Raw genomic sequence first — 18308 nt, forward strand, 5'->3', positions numbered from 1 at the left:
TTAGAAGTCATCTCAATTGGTTCCCCGCTGCGGAGATTGTCGTTGCCGGCGTTCTGCGGTGCGGGTTCAATGCCTATGTGAGTAGCTACTGGACGCCTGCCCATCACGCCGTCGAGTTCGAGGACGCGGAGACTCTTGCGCGGTTGCTCGCCGACGGGTCAGATCCCGACGAGGTGTTCAGCAACATGACGCTGCTGACACACGCAATCGACGTCGAGGGCGATGGCGCAATGCAGAGCGGAGAGCCGCTCACTGTGCATACCACCGCAGTGTTGCTGGCCTTCGGAGCCAATCCGGAGCTGGCAGGTCCTGATGGTGTGGCGCCTATGGACGTGGCCAATCGCTACGGCCACGACCTGGCAGTGAAGTTGCTGCGAGCTCACATCAGCGGAGGAGCCTGCGGTGGCAGATGAGGGTGCAGGCGATACTCGTGATGGCAAGGAAGTGCTCGGCCTTGCGCTCGTAGCGTCGGTGGAGACGGCGGCAGCCTGCGAGCCAGGACATGGTGCGTTCGACGGTCCAGCGGTGGCGGCCCAGTCGCTGTGAGGACTCGATCCCCTTGCGTGCAATGCGCTGCCGGATGCCACGCTGGCGTAACCATCGTCGCAGATGGGAGTAGTCGTACCCCTTGTCGGCGTGAAGCTTTGCGGGTTTGCGGCGCCGTGGTCCGCCGCGGGAGCGGATCGGCGGTATCCCCTGCACCAGAGGGATCAGGGCTTGGCTGTCGTGCAGGTTCGCCCCCGAGATTCCGATAGACAGGGGCAGACCGGTTCGCTCAGCGATCAGATGGATCTTTGAGCCATACTTGCCCCGATCTACAGGATTCGGACCTGTCAGGTCCCCCTTTTCAGAGCCCGCATGTTCACCGAGTCGATCCGCAGCGGGACCAGTCCAGTTCACCCCGGGATCCGAGCTCGTCGAGGACCAAGCGATGGAGCTTGGCCCAGACGCGGGTCTTCGTCCACTCGGCGAACCGCCGGTGAGCAGTAGCTCCGGACGGACCGAACGAAGCAGCCGGCACTTGCTTCCACGTACACCCTGACGTGGCCACGAACACCATCGCAGCCAACACCTCACGGTCACCGTGCCGACGCCGACCGCCGCCCTGAGGCCGCGAGGGCGCCTCTGGCACCACCCGCTGGAACAACTCCCACAACTCATCCGGCACAAGCCGCTCAACGATCCCCACCATGACCGGCAACCTACCCAGTCAGCCAAATGAGATGACGTCTTAACCGTTGCCTTGGGGTCCAAGCGTGGGCCCGTGGGCCCACGCCCCGGGCGGCAGGGCTGATTACGCTCACGAGTGACCGACTGCGAGCCGTCCGACACCGCCACCGAGCGGCCGATCGGGCGCGCTCCGGTGCGCAGGGATCTTCACGCTCTACCTGATCTGCAGGGCGGTCACCTCTCGGCCGGTGTGTCCGGGTGAAGCGGGTGGCCACACTTTTATGGGGTGCGGTGTCATGAGTGACGGATTCTTCTACTCGTACCACGTGGGCTGGAGCCGCCCCGATGCCGAGTCGCTGCTCGGGGACCTGGAGGCGGCCGGCGTCCGTCCCGCGCACCCGGCCACGCGGCGCATCACGCTCATCAGCCCCGGAGCCGAACCGCCCGGCACCCAGTCGTGGGTGACCAGGGACCAACTGGTGCTGCTGGCCGGCCTGCAACGGCTGGACCAGGTCGATTTCCTGCTCTGGGTGAGCAGCGGAGCCGCGATCGCCACGCGGGTCCGGCGGACGGACGACGGGACGGTCGCGCTGCAGTTCGCCCTCGGTGCGCTGACCCGCGACGAGCGGGAAACGGTTGTCCGCGCGATCCGGGAGGCGATAGGCAGGGCCTCTGTGCTCTGTATCGGCTTCGTGGTCGACCGGGAGGGCGCGTCGGTGGCGACCGACTGGAGGGGCTTCATAGTGAAGGGCTCGGTGTACTTCGACTGCTGGCCCGACACGCTGGCGGTGCGGTCGGAAGTCGCTTCCCTGCAACCGCAGTTGTCCGGGGTGAGCTCGTTCGAGCAGTCCCCTTGGGTCGTCTACGGCAGTGAAGTCCCCAGCAGGTGACGTAAATAGGGGACAGCGGTAACGGGGGAGAGCGGTAGCCTGCCGGAACGGATGCCCGGTCCCTTCGGAACTTGGGACGCGAACGGCATTGGTGCAAGGGCGAGTTGGGGGACTGGTCTTGTCTGGCATGGGCGGATTCGCGTACTCGGGTGGCGGCGGCGGATTCATCGGTGCGACACCGGCGGGCCGGGGGCGACAGCCGCTCCCGAGACCGTTGCGGGCGGTGCTGCTGCTGACCCGGGCACTCTTCGTGTTCGCCGTCATCGGCGGCATCGGTGTACTGACCGTGGCGTCGTCGGTCAACGAGGTCGACGGCCGGCTGTTCGGGCTGCTGTTGTACGCGGCCGTGCCCAGCGTGACCGGGTTCGTGCTGTCGCTGTACGTGCGGGCCGGCGGCGTCTGGGTCTGGCGCGGTCTCCTGGCCGTACACGTGTGGCTCGCACTCGGCGGGCTCGCGACGCTCGGCGGGGGCGGCGGGCGTGGGCTGACCCAGCTGGTGATGCCGGTCGCCGTGATCGTGGCGCTGTTCCGGGCGAGCTCACGCGACTGGTTCGAGCTCCCTCAGGAACAGCGGCTGCCCCAGCGTCCCTTCAGCATCGCTCGGATGATCAAGTGGCGCCGGGACGGCGGCCAGACGGCCCTGGAGTACCTGGGCCTCGTCCTGGTCGTCGTCGCCCTCATCGGCGGGCTGGTGGCGACCGGCATCGGTGCCGGGATCACGGGCGGCGTTCACCGCGCGATCTGCTCGCTCACCGGCAGCGCCTGCCCCGCACCCGGCACCGAGGTGGTGGCCGGTGACGACGGGGCCTCCGACGGCGGTACGGGGTCCGCGGGCGGCACGGATGCGGGCGGGTCCGTGACCTCGGGCGGCACCGGTACCGCGGGGGGTTCGGACGGTACGGAGACCGGCGGTTCCACGGCCTCCGGCGCGGACGGTGACCCCACCGGCGGCGGCAGCAGCACCGGCAGCAGCACCGGCAGTGGCAGTGGCAGCGGCAGCGGCGGGTCGGGCGGCACCAGCGGTACAGGCGGAGACACCAGCAGTACCGGCGGTCCGGACGGCTCCACCGGCTCCGGCTCCACCGGCTCCAGCAGCAACGGCGGCTCCGGGTCCGGTAGTTCCGGCAGCAATGGCGGCAGCGGCGGCGGCTCCGGCACCGGCGGCAGCACCGATTCGGCCGCTGGGTACGGCGAGGCCGACGAGGGCGGTGACGACTTCGACCCCACGGCGGGTCCCGATGCCGACTACGGCGACTACGACGGCACCCAGGGCGAGAAGAAGGACGGCGACGAGGGCTGTACGTCCGGCGTCGGCGCGTTCTTCTCCTGCGTCGGCCACCAGACCGGAGGCTTCTTCAAGGGCCTGGGCGCGGACGGCTTCTGGGGCGATGTCACCGGCACGGTCGACACGGTCTTCCATCCCGTCAAGGCCTGGAACGGCATCAAGGACTACGGCAAGAGCCTCGGGGAGAAGTGGAGCAAGGACTCCGAGGGCGCGGGCGACAAGTGGTCCAAGGGCGACTACTTCGGCGCTGCCTGGGACTGGACCAAGGCGTCCGGGTCCACCGGTCTCAAGGTCGTGGACGACATGTTCATCGGCGACGAAGTCCGCGACATGTGGAAGAACGGCAACGAGGGCCAGGCGATCGGAACCGGCCTCTGGAACGTCGGCTCCCTCTTCATCCCCGGGTACGGCGAAGCCAAGCTGATCGGCAAGTTCGGAAAGCTCGGCAAGCTGGGGAAACTCGGCAGGCTGGGAGAGGTCGCCCAGAAGGCCTCGGAAGCCGCGGCGAAGGCCAGGAAGCTGGCCGAGGCCGGCGACGTGAAGGGCGCGGAGAAGGCCGCGAAGGAGGCGCGGGAGCACGCCGACGAGGCCGGGAAGAAGGTCAAGGACAAGGGCTGCCCCGTCGGCGCCGGCCCCCTCGGACGCGAGCGGCCGGCCGCCGGCACGATGAGCGCGGCCTCCCTGGACACGCCCACCGGTCCGGGAAGCCTCCGTACCGGCCACGTCACGACGGCCACGGTCACAGCCACGGCCACGGCCGTGCGGTCGTCGTCACGCGTGGTGCCGACCGCGTTCCGTGCCGAGGGCGACTGCCAGGCGACGCCTGAGGAGGTCGAAGCCGCCAAGAAGGCGGACAAGGACGCGGACGACGCCGAGAAGGCCGCCAAACAGGCCAAGCGGGAGGCGGAGAGGAAGCGCCTGGCGAAGATGGAGAAGCCGTCCTGGTACGACAAGCTCAAGAACCCGCGCGCCGCCACCAAGGACCGCGGCGACGGGAAGTGGAAGGCGAAGAACCCCGCCACGTACGCCTATCCGCAGGAGATGGGCGCCCGCTACCAGGAACAGATCTCCGGGGTCAGGCGTGGCAAGGAGTACGAGGTCCCGCTCAACGAACTGAAGGGCAAGCCCGTCGAGTTCGACGGCTGGGACTCCGCGAAGCAGACGTTCATCGAGACGAAGTGGGGTTATCGCGGTCCGCGGTTCTACGGCGAGGCGGCCGGCGAGCTCACTTCGCTGGCCACGAAGCGCTGGGTGGACCAGGCGACCCGGCAGCTCGACGCGGCGCGGGGCAAGCCGTTGGTCTGGCATTTCGCAGATCCCGATGTGGCCAAGGCGGCCGGCAAGATGTTCAGGGACCGAGGCCTGGACATTAAGGTGATCCATACGCCAGTAGTGCCGTGAGGCCGAAGGGGTTCGCCGTGTTGGATGTGGTGGTGCACGCTATGTGGGGTGTTCGCGAGCAGAGCCCCGATCAGCTGGCGCAGCGATGGCTCGTGCTGCTCCGCGGGCTCGCGGCGATCGACGGTGACACCTGCGGTCAGTGGTACGAGGCGGTCGAGTACGACGAGACGCCGCCCGCCGTCCGGCTCACCGAGTCGGCCGTCGCCGCGTACATCGACCGGCAGAACCCCGCGTCCGACGCGGACTACATCGGGCGGGTGGCGTCGCTGAGCACCGCCGTCGTCCCCGGCCGGCCCCGGGTGTCGACGTGGATCAACGCGGGAGGTTCGGCGAACCGTGTTCCTGACAGCTTCGTCGTCAAGTTCCGTTCGCGGGAACTCGACGAGTCGGTGGACCTGGTGCGCCGCTCCGGAGAGGTGATGGCCGCGGTCGGCGCGAGCTGGGACGCCGACTGGGGCGAGGTCTACAACGACGACGAGTACGACGCCGTGGCCAACGAGTTCGGCCTCTCGGTCACCGTTCCGCGCGGTGGCCGGTCCGTGTACCTCTCGCCCGGCCGCGCGGCGCTCGCCCCCGAGGGGCTGCCGGGGACGTACACGCGCGACGCGGCCGGCGGCCTGGTCATCGACCTCACCCGTGGCGGTACGGCGGAACCCTCCGTCGCGTCGATCGTCGAGGCCAACCGCGAGCTGCGCGCCGCCGGTGCGCTCGATCCGCTCCCCGTCCCCTTCGACCGCGACAGGTTCTGACGCGGGAAGCGAGCGCCCGCCCGCACGGCTGTTCGCCCACCGCGCGGCCGGTCGGGTTCAGATGCTGCTGCCGACGCCGACCGTGGCCACGACGAGCAGGACGACCCCCAGGTAGTCCATGGCGGCGGCGCCGCCGTCGCGCCAGGAGTACGAGCCGGGGACGGGCGACTGCGTCCCTTCGTCCTCCATCAGCCGGTCGACGGCCAGACCGACGGCCGAGCCGGTCACCAGAGTGACGACCGGCAGCAGCACGCCCTCGACCCCCGCGGCCTCCCATGGACCGGTGTATCCGTAGCCGAGCACCACCAGCGGAACGGCGAGCGAGGCGAGCGGGTACAGCAGACGGGACGAGCGCTGCTCGGCGGGCAGGACCCGCGCGGCGGCGAGCACCGCCAGCGTGGTGGTGATGACGGCGGGCACGTACACCAGGGCCAGCCGCCAGGTGAACACGTCGAGCCGCCCGTCGGAGTCCAGCTGTTCGACGATCCCGCGCGAGATCAGATATCCGGCGATGAGGTGGACGAGGGCGCCGACGGTCCAGCTACGGGCCAGCGGGAGGAGTGAGCCGCTGCCACCGGGTCTGCCGCGACCGGGCCCGGGAGGAACGTGCCCCGTGCTTCCGTTTCCCCAGCCGCTGCCACCGCTCACGGTTCTCCCTCTCGCTCTCCGACGTTCACTCGCACGTCCTGTGCCTGGCATGCCCCGACCACGGGGCGCGGCACGAGCGTACGGCGGGCGAGCCCCGTTGACCTGGGCCGTTGGCCCCAAAGTCGGGCCCAAGAAAGGGGAGACGAGGGAGCCGCCGAGGCCGTGGAGCCGGTGCGTTCCCAGTGGTGTGCACGGCCGGAATGACGCGAACGGGAACAGTCCGGGCGTCCGGGACGGGGAACGGATTGGGCCGGATTGAACCGGGTTGATGGGTCCAGGGGCCCAAGACGCCGGCCCTGTCCGCTCGTTACTGTCGTGTGATGACACGGGTGGGGGAACTACGTCGTCGTGCGCTTCGGTGGTCGCGGAGGTCTGTACCGCGTACGGGTGTGCGGTTGTTGGGGTTGCGCGGCAGGCGCGGGCGCCGGGGGCGGCATGACCGGGGTCAGGGAGCGCTGGAGTACCTGGGGCTGGTCCTGGTGGTCGTGGCCGTCGTCGGCGCGTTGGTCGCGACGGGGATCGGCGCGGACCTGACGGAGAAGATCGGCGTTCAGGTCTGCCGGATCGGTGGCGGCGGGAACTGCGGCGGTGACGGCAACGCCGAGGCACAGGACGGTTCGAACCGTCCGGGCAACGGTGATCCGGCGTCGGACAGGAACGCGGACGGTTCGCCGAAGTCTCCGGCGCAGATCGAGTACGACCAGGCCGTCAAGGACCTCGACGACGCGAAGAAGGACGAGAAGTCCAACGGGGACAAGGCACTTGAGGCCGCGAAGGAACTCGCGAAGATCCTCGCCGACGAGCTGGGCATCACCGACGCGCTGGACTGCATCACCAAGGGCGACATGGGCGCCTGCACGGAGACCCTCATCAACGTCCTGCTCAGCCTGATCGGTGGCGCGGTCGGGAAACTCGGGGCGAAGTACGGGGCGCCCTGGAAGTGGAAAAAGGCCTACAAGCTCATCAAGAGCCTGAAGAAGCACGGCGGCGACCTCTACGACGGCCTCAAGGGCCTCATCAAGAGCCGCAAGAAGGTCAAGGACGCCGAAAAGGCCCTGGAGAAGGCCGGAAAGAAAGTCGACGGCGAGAAGAAGGCCCCGCCGAAGAAGGACAAGCCGGAAGAGAAGAAGCCACCGAACTGCGCCGTCAAGCACAGCTTCCTGCCGGGCACCCCGGTACTCCTGGCCGACGGACGCCGCATCGCCATCGAGGAGGTGCGGGTCGGCGACCGGGTCGAGGCCACGGACCCGTACAGCGGCCTGACCCAGGCCCGACGGATCACGCGGACCTTCACCACGCACGACGACAAGGCCTTCGTCCGGCTGACCGTGCGTACCGCCTCCGGCACGGCGCTGCTGGACGCCACGGACACCCACCCGTTCTGGCTCACCGACCGGCACCGCTGGACGGACGCGGCCGACATCGGGCCGGGCGACACGCTGCGCACGGCGGACGGCGGGACGCTGCGCGTCCTCACCGCCCGCGCGTACACCGGCCGGCACACCACGCACGACCTGTCCGTGGACGGCATCCACAGCTACTACGTCGGAGTGGGCGTCGCAAGCAGCGCCCTGGTCCACAACAACGACCCCTGCGACAACCCGGACTACGACCCCGATCCGAACTACGGGATCAAGGACGAGGTCTACGACAAGATCGACAAGAAGTACGGGCCCGATCTGGCCCGCGGCGTGGACTACCAGGCACAGGTCATCAAGACCATGCGGCAGGCGAAGCCGGGCGAGACGGCGGAGGAAGCGGCCAAGCGGATCAAGCGGGCGGAGGACCACGTCCTCCCCGGCACCAACGGGGACCCGACCAAGATGGCCGAGTACCTGGCGAAGTTCAAGAACCGGAAGTTCACCCACCACGACGCCAGGCCGCCCGACCCGAACAATCCGAGCGCCCAGGTGGACGCGCTCTGGGAGAATGGCGTGGTGATCATCAAGGACGGCACGATGATCCACGGGTACAAGATGTCGGAGGCGGCGTTCAAGGCCCGGTTCACGGCAGGAGCGAAGCGCAATTGACGCATGCTGAGTCACATTCCCCATCGGATTCCCGGTCGGATTCCCGGGCCGAGGTCCGCATCAGGCGGATCGGCGCGGACGGTCCGGACGGCGCGGACCGTCCGGACCGTCCGGGCGGGCGGTACGTGCTGGACGTGACCGAGGGGCAGTTCCACCTGCTCCGGCGGGCGGCGCTCACCCTCGCGGACGACGAGACGTCCCCCGCCGTGCGCGCGCTCGTGCTGGGTTCCGGCGACGTGTCCCTCGACGAACCGCTCCAGCTGGCGCTCTCGTACGACGACGCGGTGCCCGGTCCCCTCACCCTCACCTTCGAGCAGTTGCACGCGCTCCACGCGATCCTCACCACGCTTCCGGCCGCGACGATCTGGCCGGAGCCGGAGTTCGTGGAGCGGGTCGGCGACTTCCGGGAGACCGTGCTCCGGATGGCCGGCCGACTGCGGTGGGCGTTCGGAGAACAGCGGATGACGCAGGGGGAGCACGGGTGAGGGCGCGTCTGCGGGTCCTGCGGGCGGACGACGGGGCGGGCTGGGTGCTGAGGCCGGGATCCGACCAGCTGGCACTGCTGCGCCGCTGCACCGAGGCGTTCCGCACGGAGATGCCCGACGCTGAGCAGCGGGCCTTCGTGCTGGGGGCGGGCGGCGAGACTCTGCCGGCGCTCTTCGCGGCCGATCCGGTGGCGGCCGCCGATGCGGGCCTTCCGGTGACGGCGGACGGGCTGCGGGCCGCGCACACCCTGCTGGTCACCCTCCTCGCGCTCATCCCGTCGGAACAGGCCTTCATGGAGCGGACCGGCCACTACCGCGACCACGTGGCGATGATGGCTCTCGGTCTCCGGCGCGGATTCGCCGCACCGCCCGCGGGTCAGGGCCGGTGACCGGACCGCGGACGTGCGGCTGGTGATCGACCCGGCGGACCGGACCCACCGGGGATGGGCGCCCGGCCCGGGGCGGCCGCCGCCGAGGACCCCGGCACGGAGATAATCGGCCGTATGTCCGCAGAACCTTCCTCGCAGGCCACCCGCTCCGGGGCGGACCCGCAGCCCCCGGAGCACCGGCCGGTCCGCGGACGTGCCGCCGCCGCCCTCGCCTCTGCCGCCCCGGCGCTCGGCGCCTACGCTGCCGTGCGCGCCGTCGGGCTCGTCGTCTTCTGGGTGGCCGCGGCCGGCGCCGGGAAGGACGCCTTCCACCTGCTCGCCGAGCGCTGGGACTCCGTCTGGTACCAGCGGGTCGCCGAGAACGGCTACGGGTACACCGTGACGCTCGCCGACGGCGGCATCCACTCCGACCTGGCCTTCTTCCCGCTCCTGCCCGCGCTGGAGCGCGGCATCGCGGAGGTGACCCCGCTCGGTCTCGCGGGCGCCGGACTGCTGGTCGCGTGGGTGGCGGGTCTCCTGGCCGCCTGGGGGATCTTCGCGGTCGGCGCGCGGCTGTACGGGCGGAGGGCCGGGGTGGTGCTGGCCGCGCTGTGGGGGGTGTACCCGACGGCGTTCGTCCAGTCGATGGCGTACACCGAGACCCTGTTCACCGCGCTCGCCGCCTGGTCGCTGTACGCCGTGCTGACCCGGCGCTGGATCGTGGCCGGTGCGCTGTGCGTACTCGCCGGGCTGACCCGGCCGTCCGCCGCCGCGCTGATCGCCGCCCTCGCGATCACCGCCGCCGCCGCCCTCGTGCGCGAGTACCGGGCCGGCGCCACCGACGGCATCGTCCGCCGCAACGGCCGGATGCTGGCCGGGGTGGTCCTGGCGCCGCTGGGCTGGCTCGCCTACGTGGTCTTCGTCGCCGTGCGCGAGGGCGGCCCGTTCGCCTACTTCGACGTCCAGGCGCAGTGGGGCAACAGCATCGACGGCGGCGCGGCCCTCGCCTCGTTCATCCTCGGCCTTCCGCTGCCCGGGACGCTCGGGCTGTGCGCGGCGCTGGCCGGTCCGGGGTGGCTGGTGTACCTGTGCGTACGGCAGCGCCAGCCGCTCCCCGTACTCGTCTACGGCATCGCCGTCGTCGTCATCTCGCTGATCGGGTCCGGTTACTTCGGCTCCCGGCCCCGGCTGATGATGCCCGCGTTCCCGCTCCTGCTGCCGCCCGCCGTCGCGCTGCTGCGGCTGCGCTCCACGGCCCGCACGGCGACGGTCCTCGCGGTGCTCGCCGCGGCCTCGGCGGCGTACGGGGCATGGACGCTGCTCGGTTCCGGCCCGCCGTGAGTTGGGCCCACGGACCCACGCATCCGCGGCGCACCAGTTGTTAGCGTGCGCAGTACACAGGGGACGAGCGTCGGCGCAGCGGTCCGCCGGGCAGGAACGGGGAGAAAATGAAGGCACGTACGGCAGCCATGGCGGCCACCACAGCAGTGCTCTGCCTCGCGGCCGTCGCCTGCGGGCCCTCCGACGAACCGTCCGAGAAGGACGGCGCGGCGGCCGGCACGTCCGCGAAGCCGAGCGGTGCGGACACCCCGGACCCGGCCGCCAGTGACTCCGCCGCCCCGGACGCCGCCTCCACCCCCTCCAGCAGCGGCAAGGTCCTCAGCAAGGCAGAGCTGGCCAAGGCCGCCCTGACCACCGGTGAGGTGGCGGACTACGAGGTCACGCCGATGCAGGGCGGCGACGACACCGGCACCGAGAAGTCCGAGACCGAGGACTGCCGGCCCCTGGCCGCCGTGATCAACGGCGCCCCCGAACCCGCCGCGACCGCCACCGTCTTCCGTACCGTCATGGACAAGTCGCAAGAGGGCAAGGACGACCAGACCGTCGTCACCGAGATCCTCACCTCGCACCCCGACGGTTCGGCGCAGCAGCTCATGCGCGGGGTCCGCGACGCGGTCCAGGCCTGCGCGGGCGGATTCCGGACGTCGAGCGAGGACGGCCCCTCCTCGTACACCCAGGTCAAGCAGCTGAACCTGCCCCGGGCGGGCCAGGAGAGCATCGCCTACCAGGTGACCGGGAGCATCGAGGGGGACAAGGTGCCGCTGGTCTTCCAGCTGGTACGAACCGGGTCGACCGTCGTCACCTTCTACGTGGCCAACTTCCTCGACGCGAAGACCCCCGAGCTCCCGGCCGAACTGGTCACCGCCCAGGCCGCGAAGCTGCCCTGACCGGAGGGCGGGCCTCGGCGGGCACGTGTCTCTCGCGTACTTCCGTCGCGCACGCCCAGTGTTGCCGTCAAACGACCGGAAGCTCCACCGAGCTCTGCACGGAGCCGCCTCAGCCGGCCGGCGCGTCGTTCTGCGTGATCCCCACCCGCACGCCCGGCCGCAGCCCCCACTTCGCCATCGCGCCGGCCTCCGACTCGATCACGTGCCGGGCCCGGAGGCGGGGGAGGCCCAGCCGTCCCGGCTTCATCGTGTGGACCGCCACCACGTTCAACTTCCGGTCCAGATAGGCCACATCGATCGTGAACCGCATGCGGAAGGAGTGCACACTCCCGCACGGCGTGATCAGCAGCGCGCCGTCGATGCCGTCCTGTCCGAGCAGTCCACGGCTCCGGTGACGGTACGAGGCCGCGATCCGCAGCGGTATCCCTGTCTCCCGTTCCCCCTCTTGGTCCGTGATCGTGAGTGTCCCTGTGCCATTGCGCCATCGAGCCATGGCCATGACGGTAGCGCCACGTGATGGCCTCTGGGCCCGTAACGGCGTGCGGTGGGCCCCAGGGCCCATGACCGCTGTGTGCCCGGAGCCTAGGGTCGGTGATGTGTACGCCATCCTGATCGGGGTCGCCGCCCTCTGGGGTGCCGCGACCGGACTGCTGGTTCCGCGCGCTGCCTACCGGTTCTCCGTCGAACCCGAGGACGCGTGGCGGGACGCCTGCCCAGCCGGCCACGCCCTCACCGGGCCGGGCCGCGGCTGGCTCGGCCCCACGCGCTGTGCGACCTGCGCCGAGGCGGGGGCAGCCGTCACCGTGCACACGGCCAACGGCGCCGGGGCCACTCATCCGGGCCCGGACACCGGCACGGACGCGGACACCGGCGCGGATACGGATACGGATGCGGACGCAGACACGGGCGCCGTCGGCGCCACGCCGTCCCGGAGCGGCCCGCGCTACGCGCCCACCCTCCTCGTCCCCGTCGTCACCGCCCTCGGCTGCGCCGCCGTCGCCGCGACCACCGGGGCCCGCCCCGAGCTCGCCGTATGGCTGCTGCTCGCCCCCGTCGCCGTGCTTCTCGCAGCGATCGACCGCCGCGTCCACCGGCTGCCGGACCAGCTGACGCTGCCGGCCGCCGGGGCCGCCGCCGTCCTCCTGGGCATCGCCGTACTGCTGCCGGAACACGGCGGCTCCTGGCTGACCGCCCTGCTCGGCGGTGTCGCCCTCGGCGGGTTCTACTTCCTGCTCTTCCTCATCAACCCGAGCGGAATGGGCTTCGGCGACGTCAAGTTGGCGCTGTCGCTGGGCGTGGCCCTCGGCTGGTACGGCTGGGCCGTCGTGTTCGCCGGCGGCTTCGCCGGGTTCCTGTTCGGCGCGGTGTACGGCCTCGCGCTGATGATCACGCGCCGCGCCGGGCGCAAGACGGGCATCCCGTTCGGCCCGTTCATGATCGCCGGGGCGCTGCTGGGAATCCTCGTCGGCGGTCTGGCCGCCTGAGCCCGCCCCGCTGACCTCGCCCTATTTCGGTCGCGCGTGGCGGTGCCGGGCTGAGACCATGCCGTATGCCCGGAACACCCGAAGACATCAAAGCGGCGGAGGCGGCCCGGCGCGCCCGGTTCGACGCCCTGGTCACCGAGGCGGACGCCGTCTCCGTGGCCGGGTGGGACTTCTCCTGGCTCGACGGCCGGGCCACCGAGGAACGGCCCTCCTGGGGCTACGCCCGTGCGATGGGGGAGCGGCTGGGCCGGGCGAGCGCCGCGCTCGACATCCAGACCGGCGGGGGCGAGGTCCTCGCGTCCGCGCCGAAGCTGCCGCCGCTGACCGTCGCCACCGAGTCCTGGCCGCCGAACATCGCCCGCGCCACCGCCCTGCTGCACCCGCGCGGCGCGGCCGTCGTCGCGGACGCGGACGAGCCGCCGCTGCCGTTCGGTGACGCGGCCTTCGACCTCGTCGTCAGCCGGCATCCCGTGACCACCTGGTGGGACGAGATCGCCCGGGTCCTGGCGCCCGGCGGCACGTACTTCTCGCAGCAGGTCGGCCCCGCCAGCGTCTTCGAGCTCGTCGAGTACTTCCTCGGCCCGCAGCCACCGGAGGTACGTGGCGCACGCGATCCGGAACAGGCGCGCGCCGCCGCAGAGGCGGCCGGTCTCGAAGTCGTCGCCCTGCGGCCCGAGCGGCTGCGTACCGAGTTCTTCGACATCGGCGCCGTCGTGTACTTCCTGCGCAAGGTGATCTGGATGGTGCCGGGCTTCACCGTCGAGCGGTACCGGACACAACTCGCCGCGCTGCACCAGCAGATCGAGGACGAGGGCCCGTTCGTCGCACACACGACCCGCTTTCTGATCGAGGCGCGCAAACCGCGGCTTCTCTGAGACCGTATGCCCTTCCCGCGCCCGAAGGATGGCACTCTGGTCGCTGAGCCCACGGGGAAGGAGCAGGCCATGAGGGTCGGCAGCGACGAGGAAGCCACGCGCAGCCCGCGGCAGGGGAACTCCGAATGGCTCAGAGGCGCACGGATCGTCGGCGTCCTCGGTGTCTTCTACCGCCCCGAGGGACGGATGGGCGAGCCGGAAGCCGTTGAATTCCTGCTGTCCGACAGCCAGTCGGTGCTTCTGACGTGTGCCTCCGACGGCACCCTGCACGTCGGCGCCGGTACCTGGCCGCACCTCCCCGACTGGTGCGTGCCGGCCGCGCAGTGGGAGTTCGCCACGATGGCTCAGCTGCCGCAACCGCCCGACGGCGGCTGGACGGTGCTGAGCACCGAGGAGCGCCGGGACGAGCGGGGCGAGGTCCACGAGGCCGTCATCCGCTGCGAGGGCGGCCGCTTCGTGGTCATCGGCGGCGACACCGTGGCCATCAGGTTCACCCGGGGCCACCGGGGCGCGGCGTCCGCGACCTGACGGCGGGCGGAGGGCGGGCGCCGCGAACCCCGCCGGCGGCCGCGCGCGGCCGGAATGTGTACGTCCTGTGCATGTCTCGTGGACGCTTCCGGCGTCAAGGCGACACCCCCGGGTGTCTGTGCAGGTCCCAGGGCTCCGGAGCCCCGTATTCCGTGCTCACAACGGAGTCCCGCACATTCGGAGAGTAATTATTTGGCGGCGATGCACGCAGCATCACTTACGAAGGGTTATGGTGGAAACCCCCCCTCGGGCCGGTCCGTAACCCCCCCCCACGGACCGGCCCGTTTTTTTGTGCCCCGGCGCAGACGGGGCGCGCGGCATCCGCCGATGTGTGGTCCGTCAGGACCGTCCGGCCCAGATGTTGGTGCCCGCGGTGTCCACGGCGAAGGTGTCGATCTCCTTCAGCTCCTCTGCGGACAGAGCCGGACCGGCCAGCGCCGCGACGTTCTCCTCCAGCTGCCGCACGCTCGACGCGCCGATCAGGGCCGACGTCATACGGCTGTCGCGCAGCACCCAGTTGAGGGCCAGCTGGGCCAGCGACTGGCCGCGCCCGCGCGCGATGTCGTTCAGCCCGTTGAGCCGGCGCACCACCTCGTCGGAGAGCAGGTCCGGGTTGAGGGACTTGCCCTGGGTGGCGCGCGAACCCTCCGGGATGCCCTTCAGGTACTTGTTGGTCAGCAGCCCCTGGGCGAGCGGCACGAAGGAGATGCAGCCCATGCCGGCCGCCTCCAGCGTGTCCAGCAGGCCGTCGTCCTCGGTCCAGCGGTTGATCATCGAGTAGGACGGCTGGTGGATCAGGGCCGGCACGCCCATCTCCCTGAGCAGCCGGGCCGCCTCCGCGGTCTGCTCGGAGTTGTACGAGGACACCCCGACGTACAGCGCCTTGCCCTGCCGCACGGCGGAGGCCAGGGCCCCCATCGTCTCCTCCAGCGGGGTGTCCGGGTCGAAGCGGTGCGAGTAGAAGATGTCGACGTGGTCGAGGCCCATGCGCCCGAGGGAGGCGTCGAGCGACGACAGCAGGTACTTGCGCGAGCCCCACTCGCCGTAGGGGCCGGGGTGCATGTCGTACCCGGCCTTGGTGGAGATCACCAGCTCGTCGCGGTACGGGGCGAAGTCCTGCCGGAAGAGCTTCCCGAAATTGAGCTCGGCGGAGCCGGGCGGCGGGCCGTAGTTGTTGGCCAGGTCGAAGTGGGTCACGCCGAGGTCGAAGGCGCGGCGCAGGATGGCGCGCTGCGAGTCGAGCGCGCGGTCGTCGCCGAAGTTGTGCCAGAGGCCGAGCGAGACGGCCGGGAGCTTGAGGCCGCTGCGGCCGGTGCGCCGGTACTCCATGGAGTCGTAGCGCGTGCCCGCGGCGCGGTAATAGGAAGAGGAATCAGTCACGTTTCCCTCTTTATCACGGACTTGTGACAGGCCGGGTTGGGCCGGTGCGGCGCCTGCGCAGTAATGTGGCGGCTTCGGGACTGCCATGGCACGGCGGGGCGATCGGCCCCCTACCGGTGCGACGATCCCCAGGGGGACAGCCCCGGGCGAGGCGGCGGGCGGGCCCGCACGGAACCGAGAGGTGGACTCAGTGAACTTGCGCGACCTGGTGTACGGGCTCTACGCCCGCCGGGTGGAGGCCCGCCTCGATCACGCCCAGGTGCCCAAGCACATCGGTGTCATCCTCGACGGGAACCGGCGTTGGGCGAAGGCCTCCGGCGGCACGGCCGCCGAGGGACACCAGGCCGGTGCGGACAAGATCAAGGAGCTCCTCGGCTGGTGCAGCGAGACCGACGTCGAAGTCGTCACCCTCTGGATGCTGTCCACCGACAACTTCGACCGGCCCGAGTCGGAGCTCATCCCGCTCCTCGGCATCATCGAGAACACCGTGCGCGACCTCGTGGCGGACGGCCGCTGGCGGGTCCACCACGTCGGCACACTCGACCTGCTGCCCGCGCACACGCAGACGGTCCTCAAGGAGGCCGAGCAGGACACGGTCGGGGTCGACGGAATACTGGTCAACGTAGCCGTCGGCTACGGGGGCCGGCAGGAGATCGCGGACGCGGTGCGGTCACTGCTGCTCGACCACTCCTCCAAGGGCACCTCCTTCGAGGACCTGGCGGAGATCGTCTCGACCGACCTGATCTCCGAGCACCTCTACACCCGGGGCCAGCCCGACCCGGACCTGGTGATCCGGACCAGCGGGGAGCAGCGCCTGTCCGGCTTCATGCTCTGGCAGAGCGCGCACTCGGAGTACTACTTCTGCGAGGTCTTCTGGCCGGCCTTCCGCCGGGTCGACTTCCTGCGGGCCCTGCGTGACTACGCGGCCCGTCACCGCCGCTACGGCGGCTGACACCACACGCCCGGCGGCCCGCCCGCCCGGTCCGCCCCTGACGTACCGGGAGCGGCAGCGGAAGCCACCGTTCGGGTGGTGTTTCCCGGCCGGTGACCCCGTGGGCGGTCCGCTGTCCCACCCCGCCCACCCCGGGCGGCATGGCTTCGCGTGTTCGAGGGAATACCCCTGACAGGTCGACGTCCGGTCAGGAACCAGGCGGACGTCGTCACCAAGTGAGCGGCGTCGAGTCCGCTCGCCCGGGAGGCCCTTTGCACACGAAGGACCGTACATACAGTGCGGCTGACGTCGAGGGCCGGCGCTCGGCCCGCGCAAGGTGGCCGAAGCCCGGTCCGTCCTCTCCCTTTGGGATGCTCCGCGACGTCGTCGCACCCCAACCTCGTCCGAGGGGGTACGTCCTTCCGTGGTGACCAGCACAAAGCGCCGCATGCCCGACAGGCGCACCTATGTTCTCGACACCAGCGTCCTGCTGGCCGATCCGAACGCCATGTCCCGGTTCGACGAGCACGAAGTCGTGCTCCCGATCGTCGTGGTCACGGAACTGGAGGCCAAACGGCACCATCCGGAGCTGGGGTACTTCGCCCGGCAGGCCCTGCGCCTGCTGGACGACTTCCGGGTCCGGTACGGCCGGCTGGACGCCCCGATCCCGCTCGGGGATCTGGGCGGGACGCTGCGCGTCGAACTCAACCATTCCGATCCCGGCGTACTGCCCGCCGGCTACCGGTTGGGGGACAACGACTCACGGATTCTCGCGGTCGCGCGCAATCTCCAGGCCGAGGGGTACGACGTCACGGTCGTCTCCAAGGACCTGCCGCTGCGCATCAAGGCGTCATCGGTCGGCCTCCTGGCCGAGGAGTACCGCGCCGAACTCGCCATCACCGACTCGGGCTGGACGGGGATGGGCGAACTGCCCCTCTCCGCCGAACAGGTGGACCTGCTCTTCGGAGAGGAGACGCTGTACGTCCCCGAGGCCGCCGATCTGCCCGTGCACACCGGTCTGGTCCTCCAGTCCGAGCGCGGCAAGGCGCTCGGCCGGGTGACGGCGGAGGGCAATGTCCGGCTCGTCCGCGGTGACCGGGAGGCCTTCGGCATCCACGGCCGCAGCGCCGAGCAGCGCATCGCCCTGGATCTGCTGCTGGACCAGGACGTCGGCATCGTCTCGCTCGGCGGCCGGGCCGGCACCGGCAAATCCGCCCTGGCGCTCTGCGCCGGTCTGGAGGCGGTGCTGGAGCGGGGACAGCACAAGAAGGTGATGGTCTTCCGTCCGCTGTACGCGGTCGGCGGGCAGGATCTCGGCTATCTGCCCGGTTCCGAGGCCGAGAAGATGGGTCCCTGGGCGCAGGCCGTCTTCGACACGCTCTCGGCCGTCGCCGGGCGCGAGGTCATCGAGGAGGTCCTGGGGCGCGGGATGCTGGAGGTGCTGCCGCTCACCCACATCCGGGGACGGTCGCTCCACGACGCCTTCGTGATCGTCGACGAGGCCCAGTCGCTGGAACGGAACGTCCTGCTGACCGTGTTGTCCCGGATCGGGGCGAATTCCCGGGTGGTGCTCACGCATGACGTGGCCCAGCGGGACAACCTCCGGGTCGGCCGGTTCGACGGAGTGGTCGCCGTGGTCGAGAAGCTGAAGGGCCATCCGCTCTTCGCGCACATCACGCTCACCCGGTCCGAGCGTTCCCCCATCGCCGCGCTGGTGACCGAAATGCTGGAGGAAGGCCAGATCTGACACGGGATAGGACAGTTGGTGCCGCCCGGCGAGCCAAGGAGCTTAGCCGGGCGGCACCGTGTTGCGGTGCCATTTCCGCAATTCACATGCTCCAAACGGGGTGTGAGCT

Annotated in this window: 17 protein-coding genes and 1 pseudogene; 14 read left to right on the forward strand and 4 right to left on the reverse strand. The window is 70.6% G+C overall.

The features are described 5' to 3' along the window. Positions 1-77 precede the first annotated feature (77 nt). Complete coding sequence (locus ACIQM0_RS04365; RefSeq protein ID WP_401283468.1) at positions 78-413, forward strand: ankyrin repeat domain-containing protein; 336 nt, start codon at positions 78-80, stop codon at positions 411-413. Here the strand turns inward: ACIQM0_RS04365 and ACIQM0_RS04370 are convergent. After that, a pseudogene (locus ACIQM0_RS04370) lies at positions 385-1192 on the reverse strand (IS5 family transposase). The gene ACIQM0_RS04365 and the pseudogene ACIQM0_RS04370 overlap by 29 nt on opposite strands. A 274-nt stretch (positions 1193-1466) precedes the next feature. Between ACIQM0_RS04370 and ACIQM0_RS04375 the strand changes: the two are divergent. The 3 genes from ACIQM0_RS04375 to ACIQM0_RS04385 all read left to right on the forward strand — a co-directional run bounded on the left by ACIQM0_RS04375 (position 1467) and on the right by ACIQM0_RS04385 (position 5495). Further along, positions 1467-2060: a hypothetical protein gene (locus ACIQM0_RS04375; RefSeq protein ID WP_401283470.1), complete on the forward strand. Its 594-nt coding sequence runs from the start codon at positions 1467-1469 to the stop codon at positions 2058-2060. A 127-nt stretch (positions 2061-2187) separates the two neighbouring features. Continuing rightward, positions 2188-4746, forward strand: a complete 2559-nt coding sequence (locus ACIQM0_RS04380; protein WP_401283472.1) for a Tox-REase-5 domain-containing protein — start codon at positions 2188-2190, stop codon at positions 4744-4746. 41 nt (positions 4747-4787) lie between these two features. Next, entirely contained in the window at positions 4788-5495 is a 708-nt protein-coding gene (locus ACIQM0_RS04385) for a hypothetical protein (protein WP_401283474.1), read from the forward strand. 57 nt (positions 5496-5552) lie between these two features. On the opposite strand, the gene ACIQM0_RS04390 is transcribed toward ACIQM0_RS04385, so the two are convergent. Beyond that, positions 5553-6143, reverse strand: a complete 591-nt coding sequence (locus ACIQM0_RS04390) for a hypothetical protein (RefSeq protein WP_401283476.1) — start codon at positions 6141-6143, stop codon at positions 5553-5555. 404 nt (positions 6144-6547) lie between these two features. Between ACIQM0_RS04390 and ACIQM0_RS04395 the strand changes: the two genes are divergently transcribed. The 5 genes from ACIQM0_RS04395 (at position 6548) to ACIQM0_RS04415 (ending at position 11254) form a co-directional block, all read left to right on the forward strand. Beyond that, positions 6548-8173: a Hint domain-containing protein gene (locus ACIQM0_RS04395; protein WP_401283478.1), complete on the forward strand. Its 1626-nt coding sequence runs from the start codon at positions 6548-6550 to the stop codon at positions 8171-8173. A 134-nt stretch (positions 8174-8307) separates the two neighbouring features. Then, positions 8308-8658, forward strand: a complete 351-nt coding sequence (locus ACIQM0_RS04400) for a hypothetical protein (RefSeq protein WP_401283480.1) — start codon at positions 8308-8310, stop codon at positions 8656-8658. Continuing rightward, complete coding sequence (locus ACIQM0_RS04405; protein WP_401283481.1) at positions 8655-9047, forward strand: hypothetical protein; 393 nt, start codon at positions 8655-8657, stop codon at positions 9045-9047. The genes ACIQM0_RS04400 and ACIQM0_RS04405 overlap by 4 nt, the downstream gene beginning before the upstream one ends. A gap of 114 nt (positions 9048-9161) precedes the next feature. Further along, a complete protein-coding gene (locus tag ACIQM0_RS04410; RefSeq protein WP_401283483.1) occupies positions 9162-10367 on the forward strand; it encodes a hypothetical protein in 1206 nt (401 codons plus the stop codon). Positions 10368-10474: 107 nt separating this feature from the next. Then, entirely contained in the window at positions 10475-11254 is a 780-nt protein-coding gene (locus ACIQM0_RS04415) for a hypothetical protein (RefSeq protein ID WP_401283484.1), read from the forward strand. Between the two features lie 109 nt (positions 11255-11363). Here ACIQM0_RS04415 and ACIQM0_RS04420 read toward each other — a convergent pair whose 3' ends face one another. Then, positions 11364-11747: a DUF192 domain-containing protein gene (locus ACIQM0_RS04420; RefSeq protein WP_385034154.1), complete on the reverse strand. Its 384-nt coding sequence runs from the start codon at positions 11745-11747 to the stop codon at positions 11364-11366. Positions 11748-11850: 103 nt separating this feature from the next. Here ACIQM0_RS04420 and ACIQM0_RS04425 point away from each other — a divergent pair, with 103 nt between their 5' ends. The 3 genes from ACIQM0_RS04425 (at position 11851) to ACIQM0_RS04435 (ending at position 14141) form a co-directional block, all read left to right on the forward strand. Next, entirely contained in the window at positions 11851-12738 is an 888-nt protein-coding gene (locus ACIQM0_RS04425) for a prepilin peptidase (RefSeq protein ID WP_401283486.1), read from the forward strand. A gap of 65 nt (positions 12739-12803) precedes the next feature. Next, on the forward strand, positions 12804-13613 hold the full coding sequence (locus ACIQM0_RS04430) for a class I SAM-dependent methyltransferase (protein WP_401283488.1): 810 nt from the start codon (positions 12804-12806) through the stop codon (positions 13611-13613). Positions 13614-13682: 69 nt separating this feature from the next. Continuing rightward, a complete protein-coding gene (locus tag ACIQM0_RS04435) occupies positions 13683-14141 on the forward strand; it encodes a hypothetical protein (protein ID WP_363030729.1) in 459 nt (152 codons plus the stop codon). Between the two features lie 339 nt (positions 14142-14480). Here the strand turns inward: ACIQM0_RS04435 and mgrA are convergent, their stop codons facing one another. After that, entirely contained in the window at positions 14481-15521 is a 1041-nt protein-coding gene (mgrA, locus tag ACIQM0_RS04440) for an L-glyceraldehyde 3-phosphate reductase (protein WP_401283490.1), read from the reverse strand. 190 nt (positions 15522-15711) lie between these two features. On the opposite strand from mgrA, the gene ACIQM0_RS04445 reads away from it, so the two are divergent. Both ACIQM0_RS04445 and ACIQM0_RS04450 read left to right on the forward strand, forming a co-directional pair. Next, positions 15712-16473: an isoprenyl transferase gene (locus tag ACIQM0_RS04445; RefSeq protein WP_123462424.1), complete on the forward strand. Its 762-nt coding sequence runs from the start codon at positions 15712-15714 to the stop codon at positions 16471-16473. Between the two features lie 403 nt (positions 16474-16876). Next, positions 16877-18199, forward strand: coding sequence for a PhoH family protein (locus ACIQM0_RS04450; RefSeq protein ID WP_401283493.1), 1323 nt, complete (start codon positions 16877-16879; stop codon positions 18197-18199). Positions 18200-18308 lie beyond the last annotated feature (109 nt).

Source organism: Streptomyces sp. NPDC091387 (assembly GCF_044756945.1).
Taxonomy (GTDB): domain Bacteria; phylum Actinomycetota; class Actinomycetes; order Streptomycetales; family Streptomycetaceae; genus Streptomyces.